We start from the raw sequence: 18,826 nt of genomic DNA, 5'->3' as shown, positions 1-18,826 counted from the left end.
TGAGATAAAAGATAACCACTGATTTCTGAAATGTGAAGGTTGATGTGGAAGCTTTTGTTACCGCATTTTGATAAATGCTTTAAATGACAGAATAAGAAAAATGGAATCATTTTTTACCGATGGTCATTTTTGTTTCCATATTAGCGGGTAAGAAAAGGCCGGAACGGGGTGTCCCGGCCTGCTGGCTTTTTGTATCTGGGTGGTGATAACAAACCATTTAAGATGCTTATCTGCGCATAACTTCAACAATCGTGGTATCATCGTTCTGTTCTTTTCCGTTACGCCATTTGCGGACAGCTTCAGCGAGAACTTCCCCTCTGGTTTCGGGGGGTGATTCAAGAAGGGCAGTTGTGACCCGTTCTTCTCCGAAGAGCTGTTTATCGATGTCTTCAGCTTCGGTGACTCCGTCGCTCATCATGATGCATGATTCGCCAGGTTCCAGGGTGGTTTCTTCCATGTGGTATTCTGCTTCATCGAAAATTCCTACGGGCATGTTGGTAATTCCGGTTACTTCGCGGACTCCTTCCGGTCCAAGTATCAGAGGCTTCATGTGCCCGCCGTTGACCCACTGCATGCGTCCTGAATCAGGAAAATAGCGCAGCAGGAGGATGGTCACGAAGTTGCTGTTGCGTTCAAGGAAGGGGTAGAGGTTACGGTTGACCGCTTCCAGAAGTTTGTCCGGCTCGCTGTTGCGGGCCGCGCTGGAGCGTATCTGCGTCCATGCGGAGGCCATGACCAGCGCTGCTGGAAGTCCTTTGCCGGAAACATCGGCCAGATAGATGATCCATGACCCGTCTTCAAGTGGGATGATGTCGTAAAGGTCTCCTCCAACGAAAAGGGCCGGGCTGGAGTATGCAAAAATCCTGTCTCCGTTGCCGAGGTCCGGTATTCTCGGCCAGAAGTGGGACTGGATTTTGGCTGCGGCGTCCAGCTGGATCTGAAGTTTCTCCCGTTCTACGCGCCGTGCTTCATTCTCTGCAAACAACAGCAGGGACTTGAGTCCGAGGGCTACCAGAAAGCAGCACATGGAGCTGTAGATAACCCCGCTGAGGTTGAGTACGACGCCTCCGATAATGAATACAGACATATTGGCCACTGCGTATAGGAAGATCAGTGCTCCGGCGGCCAGCACAAATCTTCGGGGGCCGAACCTGAAGGCCAGCAGGCATATCGTACCGATCATGGCTGCACCGATGATCAGGTCAACCCATACCGGGGCTGGGCGGATGAAGGTCTGCTGCAGGATTGTGTTGATGCCGTTGGAATGGACGGTGACAAGCGGTTCGGCTCCTGAAACCGTGGTAGGACCTATGTCCGTGCTGCCGGAAGATGTGTGGCCGACGATGATGGTTTTTCCCTGCACCAGTAGCCGGAGATCTCCCTCAGCCTCTGGGTCTCCGGATGCGGCAATGACATCGGCAAATGACAGGTGGGTGAATCCTTCGCCCCATTTTCCACTGAAATTGATGGCCATATGTCCAGCGGCATCTACCGGTATATTGAAGGATAGTTTTTTCCCCTTAAGCTGGAAGGACCCCGGAATCCATCTCACCTCGGAAATATTCAGCATCCGCATTGCCGCTTCAAGACCGATGGCAGGCAGAGGTCTGCCGTTCACTCCGATTGCCAGCGGAACCCGGCGTAGAACCCCGTCACTGTCAGGTGAGGCCGAGATGTGACCGATTGCTGCTGCCCTGTCTGCCAGTTCCTGCAGAGGCAGAAAGGCACGGTCCGCCTGAAGGATGTCCCCGATGCCGGGGATCGAGGTTTTCAGGACGGATTTTTCAACCGCATTTTGCAGCCCGTCCAGATCAAGTTCCACAACTTTCGGCTCTGTAGTCAGGCTGAATCCGGCCGGGAGAAGGACCCGTGGGTTGCGCTTCAAGGCTTCCTGCAGCGCCGAATCTCCTTTGCTGCTGCCGTGGCCGTGAAAGACAATGTCGTACGCGATAAGTCCGGTTTCACATCTGGTCAGGGTTTCTATGGCTCTTGCATGCACTGAACGGTCCCAGGGCCATTTGCCCAGCTCCCTGATGCTGGCGTCATCAATATCAAGCAGCACTATCTCTGGTGAGGCCGGAACAGGACCGGCCGTTCTGACCCGTTGATCGTAAAGTGCCGACTCCATCCGAGAGAAGAAGTCCGGGAACAGTGGCATGGCACCGATCAGCAGCAGGAAGACCGTAAGAGCGGCAAGCGAAGCCTTGAGACGCAGGCCGGAAAGTGCGTAGCTTGTCATGCTTATTTCAGTCCTTCGCCATTTTTATCCTCGGAGTGCCCTGCGGAACCGGTCATGTGAATCGGGTCTTCGGGCCGGGAGTTGCGGAAGCGTCCCCGTTCGTCCTTGGGGAATGTTTCAAGTTCCCACACGGCCTTGACTGCGTCAGGGAGGAGTCTGTCCACGGCTTTTTCGCCTCCGGGAATCAGGTACAGGCCGTTCCCGACCTCCTCACTGGTTATTGGGGGAAGATCCTTGTCCGTGGCATAGGCAATAATATGTTCCTTGCCGAAAGGTTCTGAAATATAAAGGCCCCGGTCTTCTCCGGTCGCCGGGGTACGGTATTGTTTGCCACCAATGATCCTGCCGTCAGGACCTGTGCCGGAAGGCAGGATGCGCACTGTATCACCTGAAGCGGTGATGTAAATGAGTACAACCCTGCAGTCCTTGTCCGCTTCAAGTGAGATGTTCAGGTCTTCTCCCTGAATATATTCCTTTTTGTCTGTGCTAAGTTTCAGGGCGGGGCCTGAACCGGCAAGGAGCGGAGCAGCCATAAGTAGCAGAGAGGCAAAGAGCAACAGCGGACTGATCCATTGTTTGGTTTTCATAGCTTTTTCCTTGGTTGATAGAATTAACCTGCGGCAGTATTGCAACTAATGCCTAAAATTAATAGGGATTCAAAAAGATCGCGGCCCCTTTGTCCGACTGAGGCGAAATCAAATTATCTGAAGCGCGAAGCGCATCCAACCTATTCCCCATAATACACGAACGGGGCCCAATAGTAAGGCTTTTTGAACCGCTGGCCGAACCGTCCGTTGATGAAGTCCCTTTTGGTCTGGGACATGGCCTCGTCGAAATTCTGCCCTGCAACGGCCTTGCGGTACATATCGGTCATGAATTCCACTGCCGAGTCGTCGGCCACGTTCCAGAGGGATACGGACATGCCCCCGGCTCCTGCCGCCAGAAAGGCGTGGGTAAGGCCCACAACTCCTTCGCCTTTGACCAGTGCCCCCAGCCCTGTTTCGCATGCGGAAAGGTTGACGAAGCGTGCTCCGATTTCAAGGTCCCTGATTTCTGCCGCGTTCAGATAGCCCTCTTCAGCACCGTTGTCCCCGTTGCGGGTCAGAACCAGAGCGGACAGTTCCGGATAGGTCGGCAGGGCTATGCCGTGAACAGCAAAGTGGAGTACTCCGGCCTTCTTCAATTTCCCGCTGCGGGCCATTTCGCGGATGGTCTTTTCATTCACATCCCTTCCGGAAATCAGGTCGGCTTTCTTGAAAATTGAACCGATCCGGCGGATCTCCTCTCCTGTTCCGGGAAGATTGCCGAAGGAGTCGTATTCAAGGCAGGAGTACGCAAAGGCCAGTGAACTGTCTTTGCCAATGGCCTGATCAATGGCCTCTTCAAGAGTCTCCTGCTCACAGATCCCTTTTGGCAGGTCCGGGCGGGGGTATGCTTTCTCGTACTCGGCATCGCCCAGCGCAACGATGGAAAGTTCCCGGTCATTTTTTTTACGTGAAGCAAGAAGGCGGTACACCCCTGCGGACTGCACATAGCCGACGGCATATTGCTGGATAAGAAAAGCCCCTTTCCCTGAAAGCAGGGTTTCGAACGGTATGAGTGCCAGCGGACCATCCGGGATGATTATCAGCCTCTTTTTGCCGGTGATGATGTCGTTCGCGCTTTCGATCAGCATCTTGTACAGCTCACCGGAAAGGTGAAGACGATCCTTTTCGTAGTTATCCGCAGGATCGGATAGAAAGGTGCGGTAGCGGGTAATGGCCTCGCTGATGTCCCGTATCGGCTGAAGTTCCTTGAGCTTCTTCCTTACACTGCTCTTGAAGCCGCGTTCGTTCTCGGCAACAGTTTTAAGTTCGGCGGTCATTATTGGGGCAGCCTTGTTCACTGCTGCGGCGAATTCCTGAAAGCGGAGTCTTTTAACGCCTGCATTTTTGGCGGTTACCGCCAGCATCCGCAGCCTGTTTTTGCCGGTTACACTGTAGATCAGTACGGCAGTATCAGCAGGAATTATTTGTTGAAAACCTGAAAGCTCCGTGTCTTCTGCTACACCATCACGTCCGATTGTTTCGGCCAGTTGGCGGGCCCGGCTCATTTCGAACGTCCTGAAGAATCCGGACGCTTCCTTTTCCGCTGAGTAAGCATCTATGAGGCGGTTGTATGAGTTTATCTGGCTTGCCAGATAAGTTCGTCTGGCTCTGCCTTGCGCTGTTTCCCTCAGTTTGTTTTTTGTTTCCACTGCCTGAGTCAGGTATTCGATTGCTTCACGGTTGTTGTTGCGGTCATAGGCGGCCACGCCAAGCAGATGCAGGTTGTCGGCCATGTTCTTGTCGCGTCCGAGTTCCCGGTTGATCTGCAGTGCCCGCTTGAGCAGGGTTTCGGCCTTTTGAAGCTCTTTCCCCTCAATGTATATTTTGGCAATATCGTTCAGCCCCTGAGCTACAATGCTTTCGTTGCCAAGCTTTTCATTTATTTCTAGAGCCTTGCTGAATGCCTCGAGAGCCTGTTCTGGTTTGCGGTTGCGCAGGTATACATTGCCAAGCTTGTTCCAGCTTGTGGCCTGAATTTTTATGGAGGTTCCCTGTTGTGCGTATTCAACTGCCTTGAGCATGTGTTCTTCAGCCAGATCAAACTGGCTGGTTTTCAGATAGCTTATGGCCGTGGAGACGTTGAGGACAGACAGCGTCTTGGTGTCGGAGCTGTTTTCAAGTGCGGTAGCTGCCTTTTTCAGGTGTTTGAGCACATTTTTATGATCACCCCATTTCCCGCAGATTTCAGCCATGTGCATAAGCAGACGTCCGGCCAGCTGTTTGTCGTTGCCCCCTTCTGCCAGATCAAGAGCCTTCTGGAAGTTTTCCATGGCAATATCGTATTTCGCCTGCGCCTTATATGCCTTGCCAAGTCCATAATAGCATTGCGCAGCAGGTTTGTTGCTGTTGCGGGGTATCCGCTTCAATGCTTTCTGGAAATTGCTTATGGCGCAGTCATAGTCGTCGCTGTGCATGCAGTTGTTGCCCTGCTTGATGGCGTTCCCCCAGTCCGGTTTTCTGGCGGCGCAATTGTCGGGTGAAAGCAGCAGGAATGATGCGATTATGATGACGTAAATTTGTATTCTCATATTTCCATTTGATCACAGTGGGGGAGTTTTAACAACAGCGCCGAATAGAAACATGATGGCTTGGCCCTACTTGTTTTGAAGTCTTGAGCTATGGGGCGACTGATGTTAAAAAACAGATTAAAATAGATGTGTTATGTTGGAGGGGGCGTGCTTGCTTTGTCAGCCGGAAAGAAATTTATAACAGTATTTTCTGTAGTTATGCTGCTGCTCTTCCATTGCGTCGATTCTTTTTCCGGTATGGTCAGGGGGGGCGGAGCTGATGGCAATAAGCATGTTATCGCGGATAGCCGTTTGCCCAGTGCGCCTTCGGATACAAGTGTTCCCCCAAATTTCGGCAGAACGTTATCCTACAGAAGTTACAGTGGGTTTGTGCAGCTTACCGGTGTTCTGTTCGTTGTAATTCTGCTGGTTTTTGTGTGGAACAGGAAGCTCTCCCGGCTGAACGATTCCCTTAATGCCGAAGTTTCCAGACGCAGAAGGATGGAGAAGGTTCACGGTGTGCTGAACCGGATTGTCCTCGCGGTCACAGGGGTTTCGTGTATCGATGAATTTTATTCCACTGTTCATGCCCAGATCAACAGCCTTATGCCGGCCCGTAACATGTACGTTGCCTTTTACGGTCAGGAATCCGGACGGCTCTCCTATCCTTATTGTTCCGCAGAGTCCGGATCGCCCGGCCTTTCCCGTCTCATTGAGTCCGGTCTTACTGAGCATGTTCTGAATAAGGGTGAGCCTGTTTATGCCGACAGTGCCGATATTCTAATGGATAACAGCACCTTCCGGGAAAATCAGTCCGGGCGTGAAGCCGTCTCTTGGATCGGTGCACCGCTTAAGACCAAAGGCGGAACTGTCGGGGTTATTGCAGTGTATACCTACGGTTTGAAGAGCCTTCTTGACCGTGAGGATCTGGATATTCTGGTCATAATCTCGTCCTATGTGGGGCTGGCCCTTGAGCGGCTGGAGCTCCTGGAGCAGGGACGTCAGCAGACAACGGCACTTATGGAGAGTGAAAAGAGATTTCGAAGCCTTTTTGAGGATTCTGCTGATGCTACCATTCTGCTGGAAAACATGACTGTTACCGAGTGCAATGCAGCAGCCTACAAAATGTTCGGCATGGATTCCAAGGAGGAACTGCTCGGACTTTCTCCTTTGGATCTATCTCCTGAGTTCCAGTCTGAGGGCATTTCTTCAAAACAGATGATGCCGTTAATTGTAGACAGGATTAAGGACAGATGGGGGGATCGACTTGAACTGCTTGCCTGCAGGAAGGACGGTTCGATATTTCCAGTGGAGGTTCTGGTCACTCCCATTGCCTATAGGGAGAAGAATATTTTTCACGTTGTCCTGCGCGACATTACCGAGCGTAAGGCAAGTGAGGAAGCTCTCATCGAGCGGGAGGTCAAGTACAGGACCCTGTTTGATTATGCCAGTGACGCCGTTCTGGTTATGAATATAAAACGCCGGATCGTTAGTGCCAACCCTGAGGCTGTGTCCATGCTCCGCTGCGGATCTGAAGAGGAGCTTCTTTCGAACACTCCTGACGCATTTATGCCTCCTGTCCAGCCTGACGGGCAGAATTCCATGGCGCTGTTTGAGAAGAGAATGAACACGGTTCTTGAAACCGGCGGGCTGGATTATGAGGTTTTTTGTCGACGGTTGGACGGGGCCGATTTTCTTGCCCGGGTGCGGGTCAGGAAGCTTGAGGTTCGGGGTGAAATTTTCCTGCAGGGCACGATCAGTGACATTACTGAACAGCGCAAGGCTCAAGGCGAGATTGAGCGCTCGGTATCGCTTTTGACTGCAACCATTGAATCCTCTGCTGACGGCATTCTTGCCGTGGACGGATACGGAAGAGTGGTGGCCTGGAACAGCAGGCTGGCATCCATGTGGAATCTTTCCGAGTTTGATCTGAACTCCGGGATCGTGTCCGATATATTCGGATTTATTGCGGCGCAGGTGGATGAAGGCAGGTCAAGCCTCAACAATATATGGGATTATTCCCTTGATTCATCTGCCGGGCAGGTTGACGAATTCGTACTTACCGATGGCCGGATTATCGAAAGGCACTCCAATCCGCAGCGCATAGGTCGTGATATTGTGGGCAGGGTCTGGAGTTTTCGCGACGTGACAGACCGCAGGCTGGCTGAGCTGGAACTGCAGCGCGCAAGGATAGCGGCAGAGGCCGCAACCAGAACAAAGTCGGAGTTCCTGGCAAATATGAGTCATGAGATCAGGACTCCCATGAACAGCATCATAGGGTTCGGACATCTGCTTTGCGGAACTGAGATGGATGCCATGCAAAAGGAGTATCTGGATAAGATTCAGGCTTCTGCCGGGTCCCTGTTGGCGATAATTGACGATATTCTTGATTTTTCCAAGATCGAGGCCGGAAAGTTTGTGCTTGAGGAAGTTGAGTTCGAACTGGATGAGGTGCTGGGAAAAATCAGCAACATGGTTGCCGTGAAGGCTGAGCAGAAAGGAATTGATTTTGTCCTGTCCGTAGAGCAGGGCGTGCCGCACAGGATCAGCGGAGACCCCTTGCGTATTGAGCAGGTGCTGACCAATCTGGTAAACAACGCGGTCAAGTTCACAAGTGAGGGTGAAGTGGCCCTGCTTATCTCCTGCAGTGGGGAATGCGCTAAGCAGTCGGACATCGAGTTTGTTGTCAGGGACAGCGGAATCGGGCTGAACGAGGATGAACTGGGGACGCTCTTCAATTCTTTTACGCAGGCTGATGCGTCCATAACCCGAAAGTACGGCGGAACAGGACTGGGGCTGGCGATCACCAACAGTCTGGTGACTCAGATGGGGGGAGAGATCAAGGTTGAGAGTGAGCCGGGAAAAGGGAGCTCATTCTCCTTTTCAATCAGGTTTGACGTTGTTGAAGGGGCCTGTGATTTTTGCCTTCCGGCAAGTCTGCGTGATACAAAGGTTCTTGTTGTTGATGACAGTCATCTTTCACAGGTTTTCATAGGTTCAACCCTGAAGAGCCTTGCCCTTGATGTTGTGCGTAAGTCCTCCGCAATGGGCGCAATAGAAGCGCTGAAGGAGGCTTCGATAACGGGCAGCCCCTTCGGCCTTGTCTACATGGATTGGAAAATGGGCGGAATAGGCGGACTTGAGGCGGTATCTATTATAAGAGAAACGCAGGGGATTGAAGATACTCCGGTTATCTTGATGCTGCCCGTGGATGCGGATGAATCTTTCAGAAAACAGGCGGCCCTGAACGGTGCTGACGGTTTTATCACCAAGCCGGTGACCCGCCGTACACTTTATCAGTCTCTGCGCAATGAGTTCTGCCTTGCCTCAGAAGAAGAAATTCCTGTCGCTGGAAGTTCAGGCGCAACTTCCCTGCCGTTCAATAAGAACGCCCGGATCCTGCTGGTGGAAGATAATGATATTAACCAGTTGGTGGCCAAACGTATGCTTGAAGGTTTCGGGCTTGAGGTCGAAGTTGCCGTAAACGGGCGCAAGGCTTTTGAGGCCCTGAGCGAAAAAATGTATGATATGGTGTTCATGGACATCCAGATGCCGGAAATGGACGGGCTGACTGCCACCCGGCTGATCCGTTCAGATGAGCGTTATGACGATCTTCCCATTGTTGCCATGACGGCCCATGCCATGTCCGGGGACAGGGAAAAGAGTCTTGAGGCAGGAATGGATGAACACCTGACCAAGCCGATAGATCCTGCACAACTTGAACTTGTTCTGATTCGTTTTCTTTCGGGCAGCGGGACTCCCTATGTTCCGCTTGCTGCCCAGAAACAGGATCTGATCCTGTCACTCCCGGACCTGCCCGGGCTTGATTCCGAAACGGGTCTTAAAAATATCGGAGGATACCTTAAAGGGTATCTTCGCGTTCTGCGCGGTTTCAGGAAGGACTATGGTGACTTTTCCGCCAGACTTTCCGGGCTGGTAAATGACAATAACATGGGAGAGGCGGCGGTCCTGCTCCACACTCTGAAAGGGGTGGTCGGAAATATCGGGGCCACACGCCTTTATGAACTTTGCAGAGTGCTTGAAAGCGATCTGCGGGAAGGGGATCAGGAAAGTTACAGGCATGATTCAGAGTCGTTCCTGGCCGAACTTGATCTCGTTATCGGCGGACTGCATGCGATAGACTATGTCGAAGATACGGCATTCCTGAACAATGTTTACGACGAGGAAGTCAGTTTCAACCTTATTCGCAGGCTGCATGCGCTGCTTCTGGAAGGCGCGGCGGAATCCTGTGAGATGGTTGAAGAGTTGCGGAAGTTCTTCAATCCTGCGAAGTATGAGAAATCTCTGGATGCTCTTACACGTATGATTGACAACTACGATTTTGACGAAGGTTGCGCTGTTCTGGAGGCTATTGCTTCGGAATTGGGGTTGAACCTGACAGAAAGGTAGCGAAATGGATGACAGACCGAAGATTCTGATTGTGGATGACGAGCGACTTAACCTCAATGTCCTTTCCGATCTGCTGCGGCAGGATTATAAGGTGATCCTTGCCAAGAACGGTAATCAGGCACTGGAAAGGGTAAATACCGAGACCCCGCCGGACCTGATTCTGCTTGATGTGGTCATGCCGGAAATGGACGGCTACGAAGTGCTGCGCAGGCTGAAGGATAATGACCGGACAAAGGATATACCGGTCATTATTATAACCGCCCTCGATTCCATGCAGGACGAGGCAAAGGGGCTGGAGCGCGGAGCTGTGGACTACATCCGCAAACCTTTCCATCCGCCGATAGTCAAGGCCCGGCTAAAGAATCACCTGACCATTTCCCGGCAGCGGAAGCTGCTTGAGGGGCTTGCCAATCTTGACGGATTGACCGAGATGCCCAACCGCAGGAGCTTTGAACTTGCCCTTGAAAGGGAATGGCGGCGCTGCATGCGTTCCGGGGAACTCCTTTCACTGGCGATGATGGATGTGGACTGCTTCAAGCAGTACAATGACAATTACGGGCATGCCGCCGGAGATGACGTACTCAAGAAGGTGGCCCATGTTCTTCTGTCGGAGGCTCGCAGGCCCGGAGACCTTTCCGCCCGGTACGGGGGTGAGGAGTTTGTTCTGCTGCTGCCGGAAACCGATGCTTCCGGTGGGCGGTATATAGCCGAAAAAATCCGGGTGATGATTGCCGATCTTGGCATTGTTCACGAGTTCTCATCGGCAGGGCAGGTGCTCACCGCAAGTCTTGGCGGTGTAACCTTTTTCCCTTCTACTGGCTCAAAACCACAGGATCTGGCCATTGCCGCCGATTCCATGCTTTATGAGGCCAAGAGGCGCGGGCGCAATCAGGTTCTCTGGACTGACCTTACCGTGTAGGGGATTCTCGCTCTTCGATTGAATCCGGGATGTCCTGCGAAGCCTGATAAGCGGGATGGCTCGGTTTCTTTGATTGTTCGAAGCACAGAGCGCAACGAAATCGGTTTCGCAGCCAGCCGAAAGCCTGCGCGCTTGAAATCTTCAAGGCAGGAAAAGACCCCGTCCTTTGAAGGACGGGGTCGGTCTTGCTTCTGGGGCCGGTGTTCCTCTGCGGATACCGGGCTTTGAATGTCTGATCTGCGCTTATGCGACAGCCTTGCGGCAGGTGTTGGCAATAATGGTGATCATGGGGATGATGCTGTCCAGCTCCATGTATTCGTCTTCACGGTGGGAGTTTTCCCCGACCGGACCTAATCCGTCGATGGTGGGGATTCCCATGGCCGCGGTCCAGTTTCCGTCAGAGCAGCCTCCGGTAGAGATCCATGAGGATTCGATTCCCAAAGCGGCTGCCTCGGTATGAAGCACTTCCCATAGTTCCATGGTCTTGTCGCTGAATTCCATGGGCGGGCGGTCAACTCCTCCGCTAATCGTAATGGAAGTGTCAGGAATGTAATTGGTCTCCGGAAGTTTTTTGAAAAATTCATCAACGATCCTGATCTCATCCATTGTTCCAACCCGCACGTCCACCACAAGCTCGGCCCGGTCCGGAATGATGTTGTGTTTCTCACCGCTTCTGATCACCGTGCACTGCGCGGTAATGGCGGTATCAAGATCGTTGAGCTTGTGAATGACCGGGATGTGGCTTGCCAATTCCACAAGGGCGTTGGCACCACGTTCCGGGTTTGCGCCGGAATGGGCTGAAATGCCGTGAGCCGTGATTCTCACCACCCCGCCTCCTTTGCGGTGCATCACGTGGCGGTAGTTGGGGCGGCAGGGCTCGAACACGAAAACCCGGTCGCAGTTCGCTGCATTCTTTTCAATCCAGGGGCGGGAATTCTTCGAACCGGTTTCCTCGTCTCCGTTAAAGGTCACGCAGATGGCGAGGTTCTCGAGGGCGCCTTCTTCTTTCAGCTTTTCAATGGCGTAGGTTGCTACCAGCAGACCTCCCTTCATATCATTGGTTCCCGGACCCATTGCCCGTCCGTTGGCTATGCTGAACGGCCTTTTTGCCGCTTCCCCGGTGGGGAAGACCGTATCCATGTGCCCAATGAACATGAAATCGTAGCGTCCGTTTTTGCTCCCGGTACAGGCCCTGAGGCAGGGAACTCCGTTCTTGCCTTCGCGGGTGATCTCGGTTTTCAGCCCAAGGTTGTCTAATTTTTCTTTGAGGAACTCTGCAACCTTGGCCACACCTTCGAGGTTTTCGCTGGCGCTGTCGATATTGATCAGAGTTTCGAAGTCTTTCAGAAATCTGTCGTAGGTATTCGTTTGTTTTGTCATTTTTGCACCGTTTAGGATGTTCTGTTTAGTCCTCGGTTCCTTCTGCCGGTTGTGTGCAGCAGGAGGGACCGCATTGAAATTTGCTGTTTCCGGGTCTGCTCCGGACTGGATCGAAACGATTAAAGCCTCCGGCATGGGCCGGAGGCTTTGGGGCAGCTTTATCGGGCCAGCTTGGGGTTCATTTCATCCCTGAGCCAGTCGGCAAACAGGTTGATGCCTACTACCAGCAGAATCAGTGCCGCACCGGGGAACAGGGTCATCCACCACATTCCGGCGTAGATGTAGTTCTTGCCGATAGAGATCATCATACCAAGGGAAGGTTCCGTGAGGGGGACACCAACACCAAGGAAGCTAAGTGTAGCCTCCAGCATGATTACAACCGCAAGGTCCACTGCCATGACTACAAAGATAGGCGGCAGGGCGTTGGGCAGGATATGTTGAAAAAGAATGCGGAAATCCCGCGCCCCGGAAGCCTTGGCAGCCATGACGTAAGGGTTGTTCTTGATTTCAAGCACGCTGCCGCGGATGGTTCTGGCGTATTTTACCCAGTCCGCGATGCAGATGGCGAAGATGACTGTCCCGATTCCTCTTGTCTCAAACACGCCAAGCAGCAGTACGGCCAGCAGGGTGGTTGAGAAGGAGAACACTGTGTCCGCGCAGCGCATGACGAACGAGTCGATGATTCCGCCGTAGTATGCCCCGACCATTCCGAGGGTGATGCCGATGCTCCCGGCAATGGCGACAACCGATCCGCCAACGATGAGCGAGGTGCGCAGGCCGTAGAGGATGGTTGAAAGAATGCCGCGGCCCTGATCATCCGTGCCAAGGGGGAAGCTTATGGAACCGCCGTCCATCCAGAACGGCTGTTTAAGCATATTGCCCAGATCAAGTGTACTCAGGTCGTAGGGGTTCATGGGCGCAAGAAGCGGGGCCAGACTTCCTGCGAGGATGAATATCAGCAGGATGGCCGCACCGATCATGGCCGGTTTATCGTTTCTGAAGCTGCGCAGGCGTTTTTTCAGCAAAGGTCTGTTCATTGTCCTTCCTAATCGTAGCGAATTTTGGGGTTGAGGAATGCGTAGAGCAGGTCAACCATTATATTGATGAACAGGATGATAAATGAGGCCAGCATAATGTATGTAACGATAATCGGCTGGTCGGTCTCGAATATGGAGGTCAGGAGCAGGTTGCCCATGCCCGGCCACTGGAAGATTGTCTCGGTGACGATGGAGAAGGCGATAAGTTCCCCGAAGGACAGTCCGGCAATTGTCACTACCGGGATCAGCACGTTGCGCAGGGCATGCTTCATGATGACCTTGAAGGGAGAAAGTCCCTTGGCCCATGCTGTCTTGATGTATTCCTCGCCCATTACTTCGCGCATGCCGGCACGGGTCAGGCGCAGCATTACCGCCAATTGGTAGCCGGAGAGGGTCAGGGCCGGGAGGATGATGTGTTTGATGCCGTCCCAGGTGAGCAGGCCGGTACGCCACGATCCTATGGTCACGGTGTCACCGCGCCCGAATGAGGGCAGTATGTCCAGATATACCGAGAAGAACATAACCAGCAGGATACCGATAAGGAAGGTCGGTATGGATATCCCCATAAGCGATCCGGACATTATGGTCCTGCTGATGAATCCTCGCGGCCAGATGGAAACGACGATGCCAAGGCCCACACCCAGGGTGAAGGAGATGAGGATCGCTGCAAAGGCCAGTTCGAATGTGGCCGGAAAGCGTTCAAGAATGGCGTCCAGCGCATCCACCTGACTGATATAGGATTTGCCGAAATCGCCCTTGAGGACGCCTCCGAGAAATTTGACGTACTGGACATGCGGAGGCTGATCCAGTCCGTATACCTGCCTGACCATTTCGCGTTCCTGCTGGGTGGCGTATTTGCCGGCCAGCATGAGTACCGGGTCTCCGGTGTAGCGGAACAGGCAGAAGCAGATGAAGGAGACGGCCAGAAGGACCATTCCGCCCTGCAACAATCTTCGTAAAATATATGATGCCATGATGTATGAAACGGGGCCGCCTGAGCGGCCCCTGATTTTTTAGGTTTTACTGGATTTCTTTAAGCACTATCCAGCGGTCGGGACGGGGAGTGAACTTTATCCCCTTGTCTTTGACAACCGCGTACATGTCCTGCTGGTAGTGCAGGGGGATGAAAGCAACATCTTCCATTGCCATCCGGTTGATCTTCTGCAGTGCTTTTTCGCGTTCTGCATGATCGAGGATGGAGGAGGATTCGATGATCAGCTTATCGATTTCGGGGTTGGAGTATACTGCTCCGTTGTAGGCGCCCATGCCTTTTTCCTTATCCCATGTGTGCAGGTTCTTTTCTGCGGTACGGCCGAAGTCGTAGGAACCGTCGAACCAGCCGATCAGGTAGAAGGGGTGCTTGAATTCGGAAGTCTCGTCAAAGAAGATGGACTTGGGTTTCACGTCAAGGCTGGGTTTCAGACCCACTTTGGCGAGGTATTTTGCAATGGCTTCGCAGATCTTTGCATCGTTGGTGTAACGGTCGTTGGGGCCTGCGAGGGTGATTTCAAAGCCTTCAGGGTAACCTGCTTCAGCAAGCAGTTTCTTGGCTTTTGCAGGGTCATATTCGTAACGTTTAATGGATTCATCATAACCGATGGTCGGAGCGTCAGGAATCTGGGCGGACTTTTTGGCATGTCCGTGCATTACCTTGGCGATGATTTCATCTTCGTTTATGGCGTGGGCCAGTGCCTGACGTACACGCAGGTCAGCGAAAGGAGTACCGGGCTTGTTGGAAACCTGCAGGAAGATGCAGCGGCGTGCGGGACGGGAAATGGTCTCGATGGCGGGCATCTTGCTGATGCGGTCATAAAGGGTGATGGGTACACCGTTTACGAGGTCGACCTGCTTTCCTGCCAGAGCTGCGAAGCGGGTTGCTTCTTCAACAATAGGACGGATTTCAACAGTTTTGTATTTGGGTGCGCCTTCCCAGTAGTCGGGGTTGGCATGCATGCGGATGTAGGAACCCTTCACCCATTCATCAAATACGTAGGCACCGGTGCCGATGGGCTTGGTGTTGTAGTCGCCGTCTTCACGTCCAATGGATGACTCTTTGTCCACAATGAACATCTGGGCCATGGTTTCAGCAAACCAGGGCACGGGTTTAACGGTTTTGAAGATTACGGTGTACTCGTCGGGAGTTTCGATAGAAGCGATGGCGTTACCCATGTTCAGGAAACGGGAGTACTTGGGGTCCTTCATGCGTTCGAAGGTAAATTTCACGTCATCGGCATTGAAGGCATTGCCGTTGTGGAATTTAACACCCTTGCGCAGTTTGAACTTCCAGGTCAGTCCGTCAATGCGTTCCCACTCTGTCGCCAGTGCGGGTGCGAGCTTTCCGTCGGCACCGGGACGCTGGAGCAGTCCATCAAAAAAGTTGGACATGTAGGAGTAGTTGGCATCGGAAGAGTAAGCATGGGGGTTCATGGATTTGGGCGGAGCGTCCGTTGCAATGGTCAGGTCGGCCTTGGCCATGGCAAGGGAGGGCAGCATCAGCATTGCGACGAGGCTTGCGACAACAGCAAGACGTTTCATGGATTGATCCTCCAGAAATAGGTTAACACGCTAATTTCATGCCGCTCTAATACAAGTGGCATGCGGCCCTGTGCCCCCCACCGAAGTCAGTGGCACCGGGAGTTTCCTGTGAACATATATCCATCGCCTTCGGGCAGCGCGTATGAAAGCGGCATCCCGAAGGCGGGTTTATCGGGCTGGGTACATCCCCGGTCAGGATCTGGCGTTGTCTTGCCCGGCGCGGGTCCGGGATGGGAACTGCCGAGAGCAGGGCCTGGGTGTAGGGGTGTTTCGGGTTGCTGTATATGTCCGCGTATGATCCGGTCTCCACAACTTTGCCGAGATACATCACCACGATGCGGTCGCAGATGTATTCAACCACCGCAAGGTCGTGGGAGATTACAACCAGTGAGAGGTCAAACTGTTTCTTCAGGTCCATGAGCAGGTTGATGATCTGGGCCTGGATGGACACGTCCAGCGCGGATACCGGCTCGTCCCCGATGATTACCGACGGGTTCAGGGCCAGGGCGCGGGCTATGCCCAGTCGCTGTCTCTGTCCCCCGGAAAATTCGTGCGGGTAGCGCATGCCCTGATCCGGGCTCATGCCGACGGTCTTGAGCAGGAAGGCCAGCCTGTCGGCCCTTTCACTGCCGGTGTACATGCCGTGCACATCCATGGGGTTGGACAGGATCTGGTTTACGTTCATGCGCGGGTTGAGAGAGGAGTAGGGGTCCTGAAAGATGAGCTGCATCTCCCGGCGCAGTGCGCGCATTTCCGCGGCGGACATCTCGCCCATGTCGCGCCCTTTCCAGCGGACGATACCGCCGGTGGGCTCAATAAGCCTCATCAGGGCCAGACCGGCAGTGGACTTTCCACAGCCGGATTCTCCGACAATACCCAGGGTCTCCCCCTTGCGCAGTTCAAGGTCTACCCCGTCCACGGCATAGACGTATCCCGCAATGCGGGAAAGGATACCTTTTTTGATGGGGAAATGGACCTTCAGATCTTCAGCTTGCAGCAAAAATTCATTCATAAGCTAATGGGGGATGTGCAGCCAGCATCTAACCGCATGGCTGCCGTTTATTTCGGTGAGTTCCGGCTCATTCTCGGCACAGATGGGCATGGCCTGGGAGCAGCGTTCGCGGAACTTGCAGCCCTTGGGGAGATTGTACAGGGATGGAACCATCCCTTTGATCTCATTGAGACGTTCAAATTTGCCTGCGGTTCTGCGTCCGAGAATGGGAGTGGAGTTGAGCAGGCCCCGTGTGTAGGGGTGCATGGTGTTTTCGAACAGCTCGATCGTGTCGGCCTGTTCCACCACCTTGCCCGCATACATGACCACGATGGAATCCGCTGTTTCGGCAATGACACCCAGATCGTGGGTGATCATTTCAACCGCGGTCCCGAAGTCGTCCTTAAGCTTCATAATCAGATCCAGAATCTGGGCCTGAACAGTAACGTCAAGGGCTGTTGTGGGTTCGTCGGCAATCAGCACTTCCGGGTCGCATGAAAGGGCCATGGCGATCATCACCCGCTGGCGCATACCGCCTGAAAGCTGGTGCGGATATTCGGATACCCTGGCTTCAGGTGCTGGAATCTGGACCTTGGCGAGCATTTCTATGGAAGCATCAAGCGCGTCTTTCTTGTTCATCTTGCGGTGCAGGATGAACATCTCGGAAATCTGGTCCCCGATGGTGAATACCGGGTTGAGCGAGGTCATGGGCTCCTGAAAGATCATCGAGATCCGGTTGCCGCGGATGTGCCTCATCTCGGACATGCTCAGTCTGGTAAGGTCTTTTCCGTCAAAAAGGATTTCTCCACCGACGATTTTACCGGGAGGGCACGGAACAAGTCTCATGACCGACTGGGCGGTCACGCTCTTTCCGCAGCCGGACTCTCCTACAACCCCAAGCACCTTGCCCTGTGAAAGGGAGAAGGTGGCTCCGTCCACAGCCTTTGCTGTTCCGTCGGAGGAAAAGAAATGGGTCTGCAGGTTTTGGATTCTTAAAATTTCTTTTTTGTCAATTTGTTCCATTTTGGAGGGTCTTGTATGTGGGTTATATGTGCTGAAATGCCAATTTAGTGAAAAAGTTGTGCCTTAGTCAAACAAAAATAGTCCATACGGTTTAAAAAAAAATTAAACCTAGCAAATGTCAGTGTAAAAAAATATGCATTATAATAGTTTAAGCTGTTTTTCTAAAAGAGTCTAAGTCCGGGAGTAGACATCAGTTCATCCATGGCTTCATCAAAGAAGTGCCCGACCTTCCATTTTCCGAATTTGTCTGAAACGTAACTGCGCAGTTCCTGCGGGGAGCTTCCGGGAATGATGGCTGCTTCGCACATGTCTATTTCAACCTTGAACAGGTTCAGCATGGCCGGGGCACTGGTGGAAAATCCTTCGAGGTTGTGCTGGTCGTAGGGGTTGTTGAAGGAATGTTTGCTGCTGCCGGTGAAGTTGAGGGAAGGTTTCCTGCCGTCGGCATCCTGAATGAGGAATTCAAACATGGAACAGCGTTCGGTGACCCGCAACTGGTGCTGATCTGGAAATTTGATGGCACAGGAAACCGCATTGGCAAAATAGCGGGCATAGAGTTGCAGCCTGCCCATGTCCTTTTTGCCGACTATTTTATTGATGGTGCGGTCCATGGTTTCATCGAGGCATTCGCGGCACATGTAGGTTATTATTTTGTGCCCCTTGCGGCAGTTCTCCTTGAACAGGGCCAGTCTTTCGCGCACGACCTGTCCCGTAAGCTCGTACAGAAAGCGTTCCGCCTCGCCGTCCAGCTCAAGCTGGAACTCCTTCATCATGTAGAGCATGTACGGCTGGTACACCCCGCTGGGCACATCCTTGACCACGATCTTGGTTCCGCCGATCTGCTCAAATACCACCAGCATCAGTTCGAAATACAGCCGGTCATAGTGCGGCATCAGCGGACCTTCGATTTTACGTTTCCTGTTGTTGTTAAGTATAGCCGGAATGTCGTGCTTGTTCAGGGGCTGGTAATCGTATTCGGCAAGCACGGAATTGATGTCGGCAATGCGATAGTTCAGAGCCAGCAGGATGGACGCGATCTTGTCCTTGCCGGGATGGTTGATGAGCCCCCGGCCAAGCTTGGTCAGGTAGGTGTTTGAAACGCCGGACAGCTTGCAGATGCTGTTCAGGTTCAGTCCGCTTTTGGCAATAATGTCGTTCAGGGTGTCCGGATATTTTCTCATGCTCATTTGTGTATTCA

At 53.0% G+C, this 18,826-nt stretch carries 12 protein-coding genes; 2 read left to right on the top strand and 10 right to left on the bottom strand.

The features are described 5' to 3' along the window. Positions 1 to 226 precede the first annotated feature (226 nt). The 3 genes from N7E73_RS06875 to N7E73_RS06865 all read right to left on the bottom strand — a co-directional run bounded on the left by N7E73_RS06875 (position 227) and on the right by N7E73_RS06865 (position 5,354). Positions 227 to 2,239: a CHASE2 domain-containing protein gene (locus N7E73_RS06875; protein WP_432738305.1), complete on the bottom strand. Its 2,013-nt coding sequence runs from the start codon at positions 2,237 to 2,239 to the stop codon at positions 227 to 229. Positions 2,240 to 2,241: 2 nt separating this feature from the next. Further along, positions 2,242 to 2,826 (bottom strand): DUF4384 domain-containing protein, encoded by a 585-nt coding sequence (locus N7E73_RS06870; protein WP_432738304.1) that lies wholly within the window; start codon positions 2,824 to 2,826, stop codon positions 2,242 to 2,244. Positions 2,827 to 2,966: 140 nt separating this feature from the next. Further along, a complete protein-coding gene (locus N7E73_RS06865; protein ID WP_432738303.1) occupies positions 2,967 to 5,354 on the bottom strand; it encodes a CHAT domain-containing protein in 2,388 nt (795 codons plus the stop codon). Between the two features lie 147 nt (positions 5,355 to 5,501). Between N7E73_RS06865 and N7E73_RS06860 the strand changes: the two genes are divergently transcribed. Further along, positions 5,502 to 9,743 carry a response regulator gene (locus N7E73_RS06860; protein ID WP_432738302.1) on the top strand — a complete coding sequence of 1,414 codons (4,242 nt, stop codon included), beginning with the start codon at positions 5,502 to 5,504 and terminating at the stop codon, positions 9,741 to 9,743. 4 nt (positions 9,744 to 9,747) lie between these two features. Continuing rightward, complete coding sequence (locus N7E73_RS06855) at positions 9,748 to 10,662, top strand: GGDEF domain-containing response regulator (protein ID WP_432738301.1); 915 nt, start codon at positions 9,748 to 9,750, stop codon at positions 10,660 to 10,662. A 243-nt stretch (positions 10,663 to 10,905) separates the two neighbouring features. Here the strand turns inward: N7E73_RS06855 and N7E73_RS06850 are convergent, their stop codons facing one another. The 7 genes from N7E73_RS06850 to N7E73_RS06820 all read right to left on the bottom strand — a co-directional run bounded on the left by N7E73_RS06850 (position 10,906) and on the right by N7E73_RS06820 (position 18,815). After that, positions 10,906 to 12,042, bottom strand: coding sequence for a M20 family metallopeptidase (locus N7E73_RS06850; RefSeq protein WP_432738300.1), 1,137 nt, complete (start codon positions 12,040 to 12,042; stop codon positions 10,906 to 10,908). A 158-nt stretch (positions 12,043 to 12,200) separates the two neighbouring features. Continuing rightward, positions 12,201 to 13,079, bottom strand: a complete 879-nt coding sequence (locus N7E73_RS06845; protein ID WP_432738299.1) for an ABC transporter permease — start codon at positions 13,077 to 13,079, stop codon at positions 12,201 to 12,203. A gap of 8 nt (positions 13,080 to 13,087) precedes the next feature. Then, complete coding sequence (locus N7E73_RS06840; protein ID WP_432738298.1) at positions 13,088 to 14,053, bottom strand: ABC transporter permease; 966 nt, start codon at positions 14,051 to 14,053, stop codon at positions 13,088 to 13,090. Between the two features lie 46 nt (positions 14,054 to 14,099). Beyond that, a complete protein-coding gene (locus tag N7E73_RS06835; protein WP_432738297.1) occupies positions 14,100 to 15,614 on the bottom strand; it encodes an ABC transporter substrate-binding protein in 1,515 nt (504 codons plus the stop codon). 46 nt (positions 15,615 to 15,660) lie between these two features. After that, complete coding sequence (locus N7E73_RS06830; RefSeq protein ID WP_432738296.1) at positions 15,661 to 16,626, bottom strand: ABC transporter ATP-binding protein; 966 nt, start codon at positions 16,624 to 16,626, stop codon at positions 15,661 to 15,663. Positions 16,627 to 16,629: 3 nt separating this feature from the next. Then, positions 16,630 to 17,628 (bottom strand): ABC transporter ATP-binding protein, encoded by a 999-nt coding sequence (locus tag N7E73_RS06825; RefSeq protein WP_432738295.1) that lies wholly within the window; start codon positions 17,626 to 17,628, stop codon positions 16,630 to 16,632. A gap of 161 nt (positions 17,629 to 17,789) precedes the next feature. Further along, positions 17,790 to 18,815, bottom strand: coding sequence for a hypothetical protein (locus N7E73_RS06820; protein ID WP_432738294.1), 1,026 nt, complete (start codon positions 18,813 to 18,815; stop codon positions 17,790 to 17,792). Positions 18,816 to 18,826 lie beyond the last annotated feature (11 nt).

This window comes from Maridesulfovibrio sp. FT414 (assembly GCF_050916235.1).
GTDB lineage: Bacteria > Desulfobacterota > Desulfovibrionia > Desulfovibrionales > Desulfovibrionaceae > Maridesulfovibrio.
Note: the sequence above shows the minus strand (reverse complement) of the source record. Positions and strands in the feature narration are given on the sequence as shown.

Coding starts and splice junctions, on each gene's coding strand:
- N7E73_RS06845 (WP_432738299.1), bottom strand. CDS start 13,079: ATGAACAGACCTTTGCTGAAAAAACGCCTGCGCAGCTTCAGAAACGAT.
- N7E73_RS06830 (WP_432738296.1), bottom strand. CDS start 16,626: ATGAATGAATTTTTGCTGCAAGCTGAAGATCTGAAGGTCCATTTCCCC.
- N7E73_RS06870 (WP_432738304.1), bottom strand. CDS start 2,826: ATGAAAACCAAACAATGGATCAGTCCGCTGTTGCTCTTTGCCTCTCTG.
- N7E73_RS06820 (WP_432738294.1), bottom strand. CDS start 18,815: ATGAGCATGAGAAAATATCCGGACACCCTGAACGACATTATTGCCAAA.
- N7E73_RS06840 (WP_432738298.1), bottom strand. CDS start 14,053: ATGGCATCATATATTTTACGAAGATTGTTGCAGGGCGGAATGGTCCTT.
- N7E73_RS06855 (WP_432738301.1), top strand. CDS start 9,748: ATGGATGACAGACCGAAGATTCTGATTGTGGATGACGAGCGACTTAAC.
- N7E73_RS06835 (WP_432738297.1), bottom strand. CDS start 15,614: ATGAAACGTCTTGCTGTTGTCGCAAGCCTCGTCGCAATGCTGATGCTG.
- N7E73_RS06865 (WP_432738303.1), bottom strand. CDS start 5,354: ATGAGAATACAAATTTACGTCATCATAATCGCATCATTCCTGCTGCTT.
- N7E73_RS06875 (WP_432738305.1), bottom strand. CDS start 2,239: ATGACAAGCTACGCACTTTCCGGCCTGCGTCTCAAGGCTTCGCTTGCC.
- N7E73_RS06850 (WP_432738300.1), bottom strand. CDS start 12,042: ATGACAAAACAAACGAATACCTACGACAGATTTCTGAAAGACTTCGAA.
- N7E73_RS06825 (WP_432738295.1), bottom strand. CDS start 17,628: ATGGAACAAATTGACAAAAAAGAAATTTTAAGAATCCAAAACCTGCAG.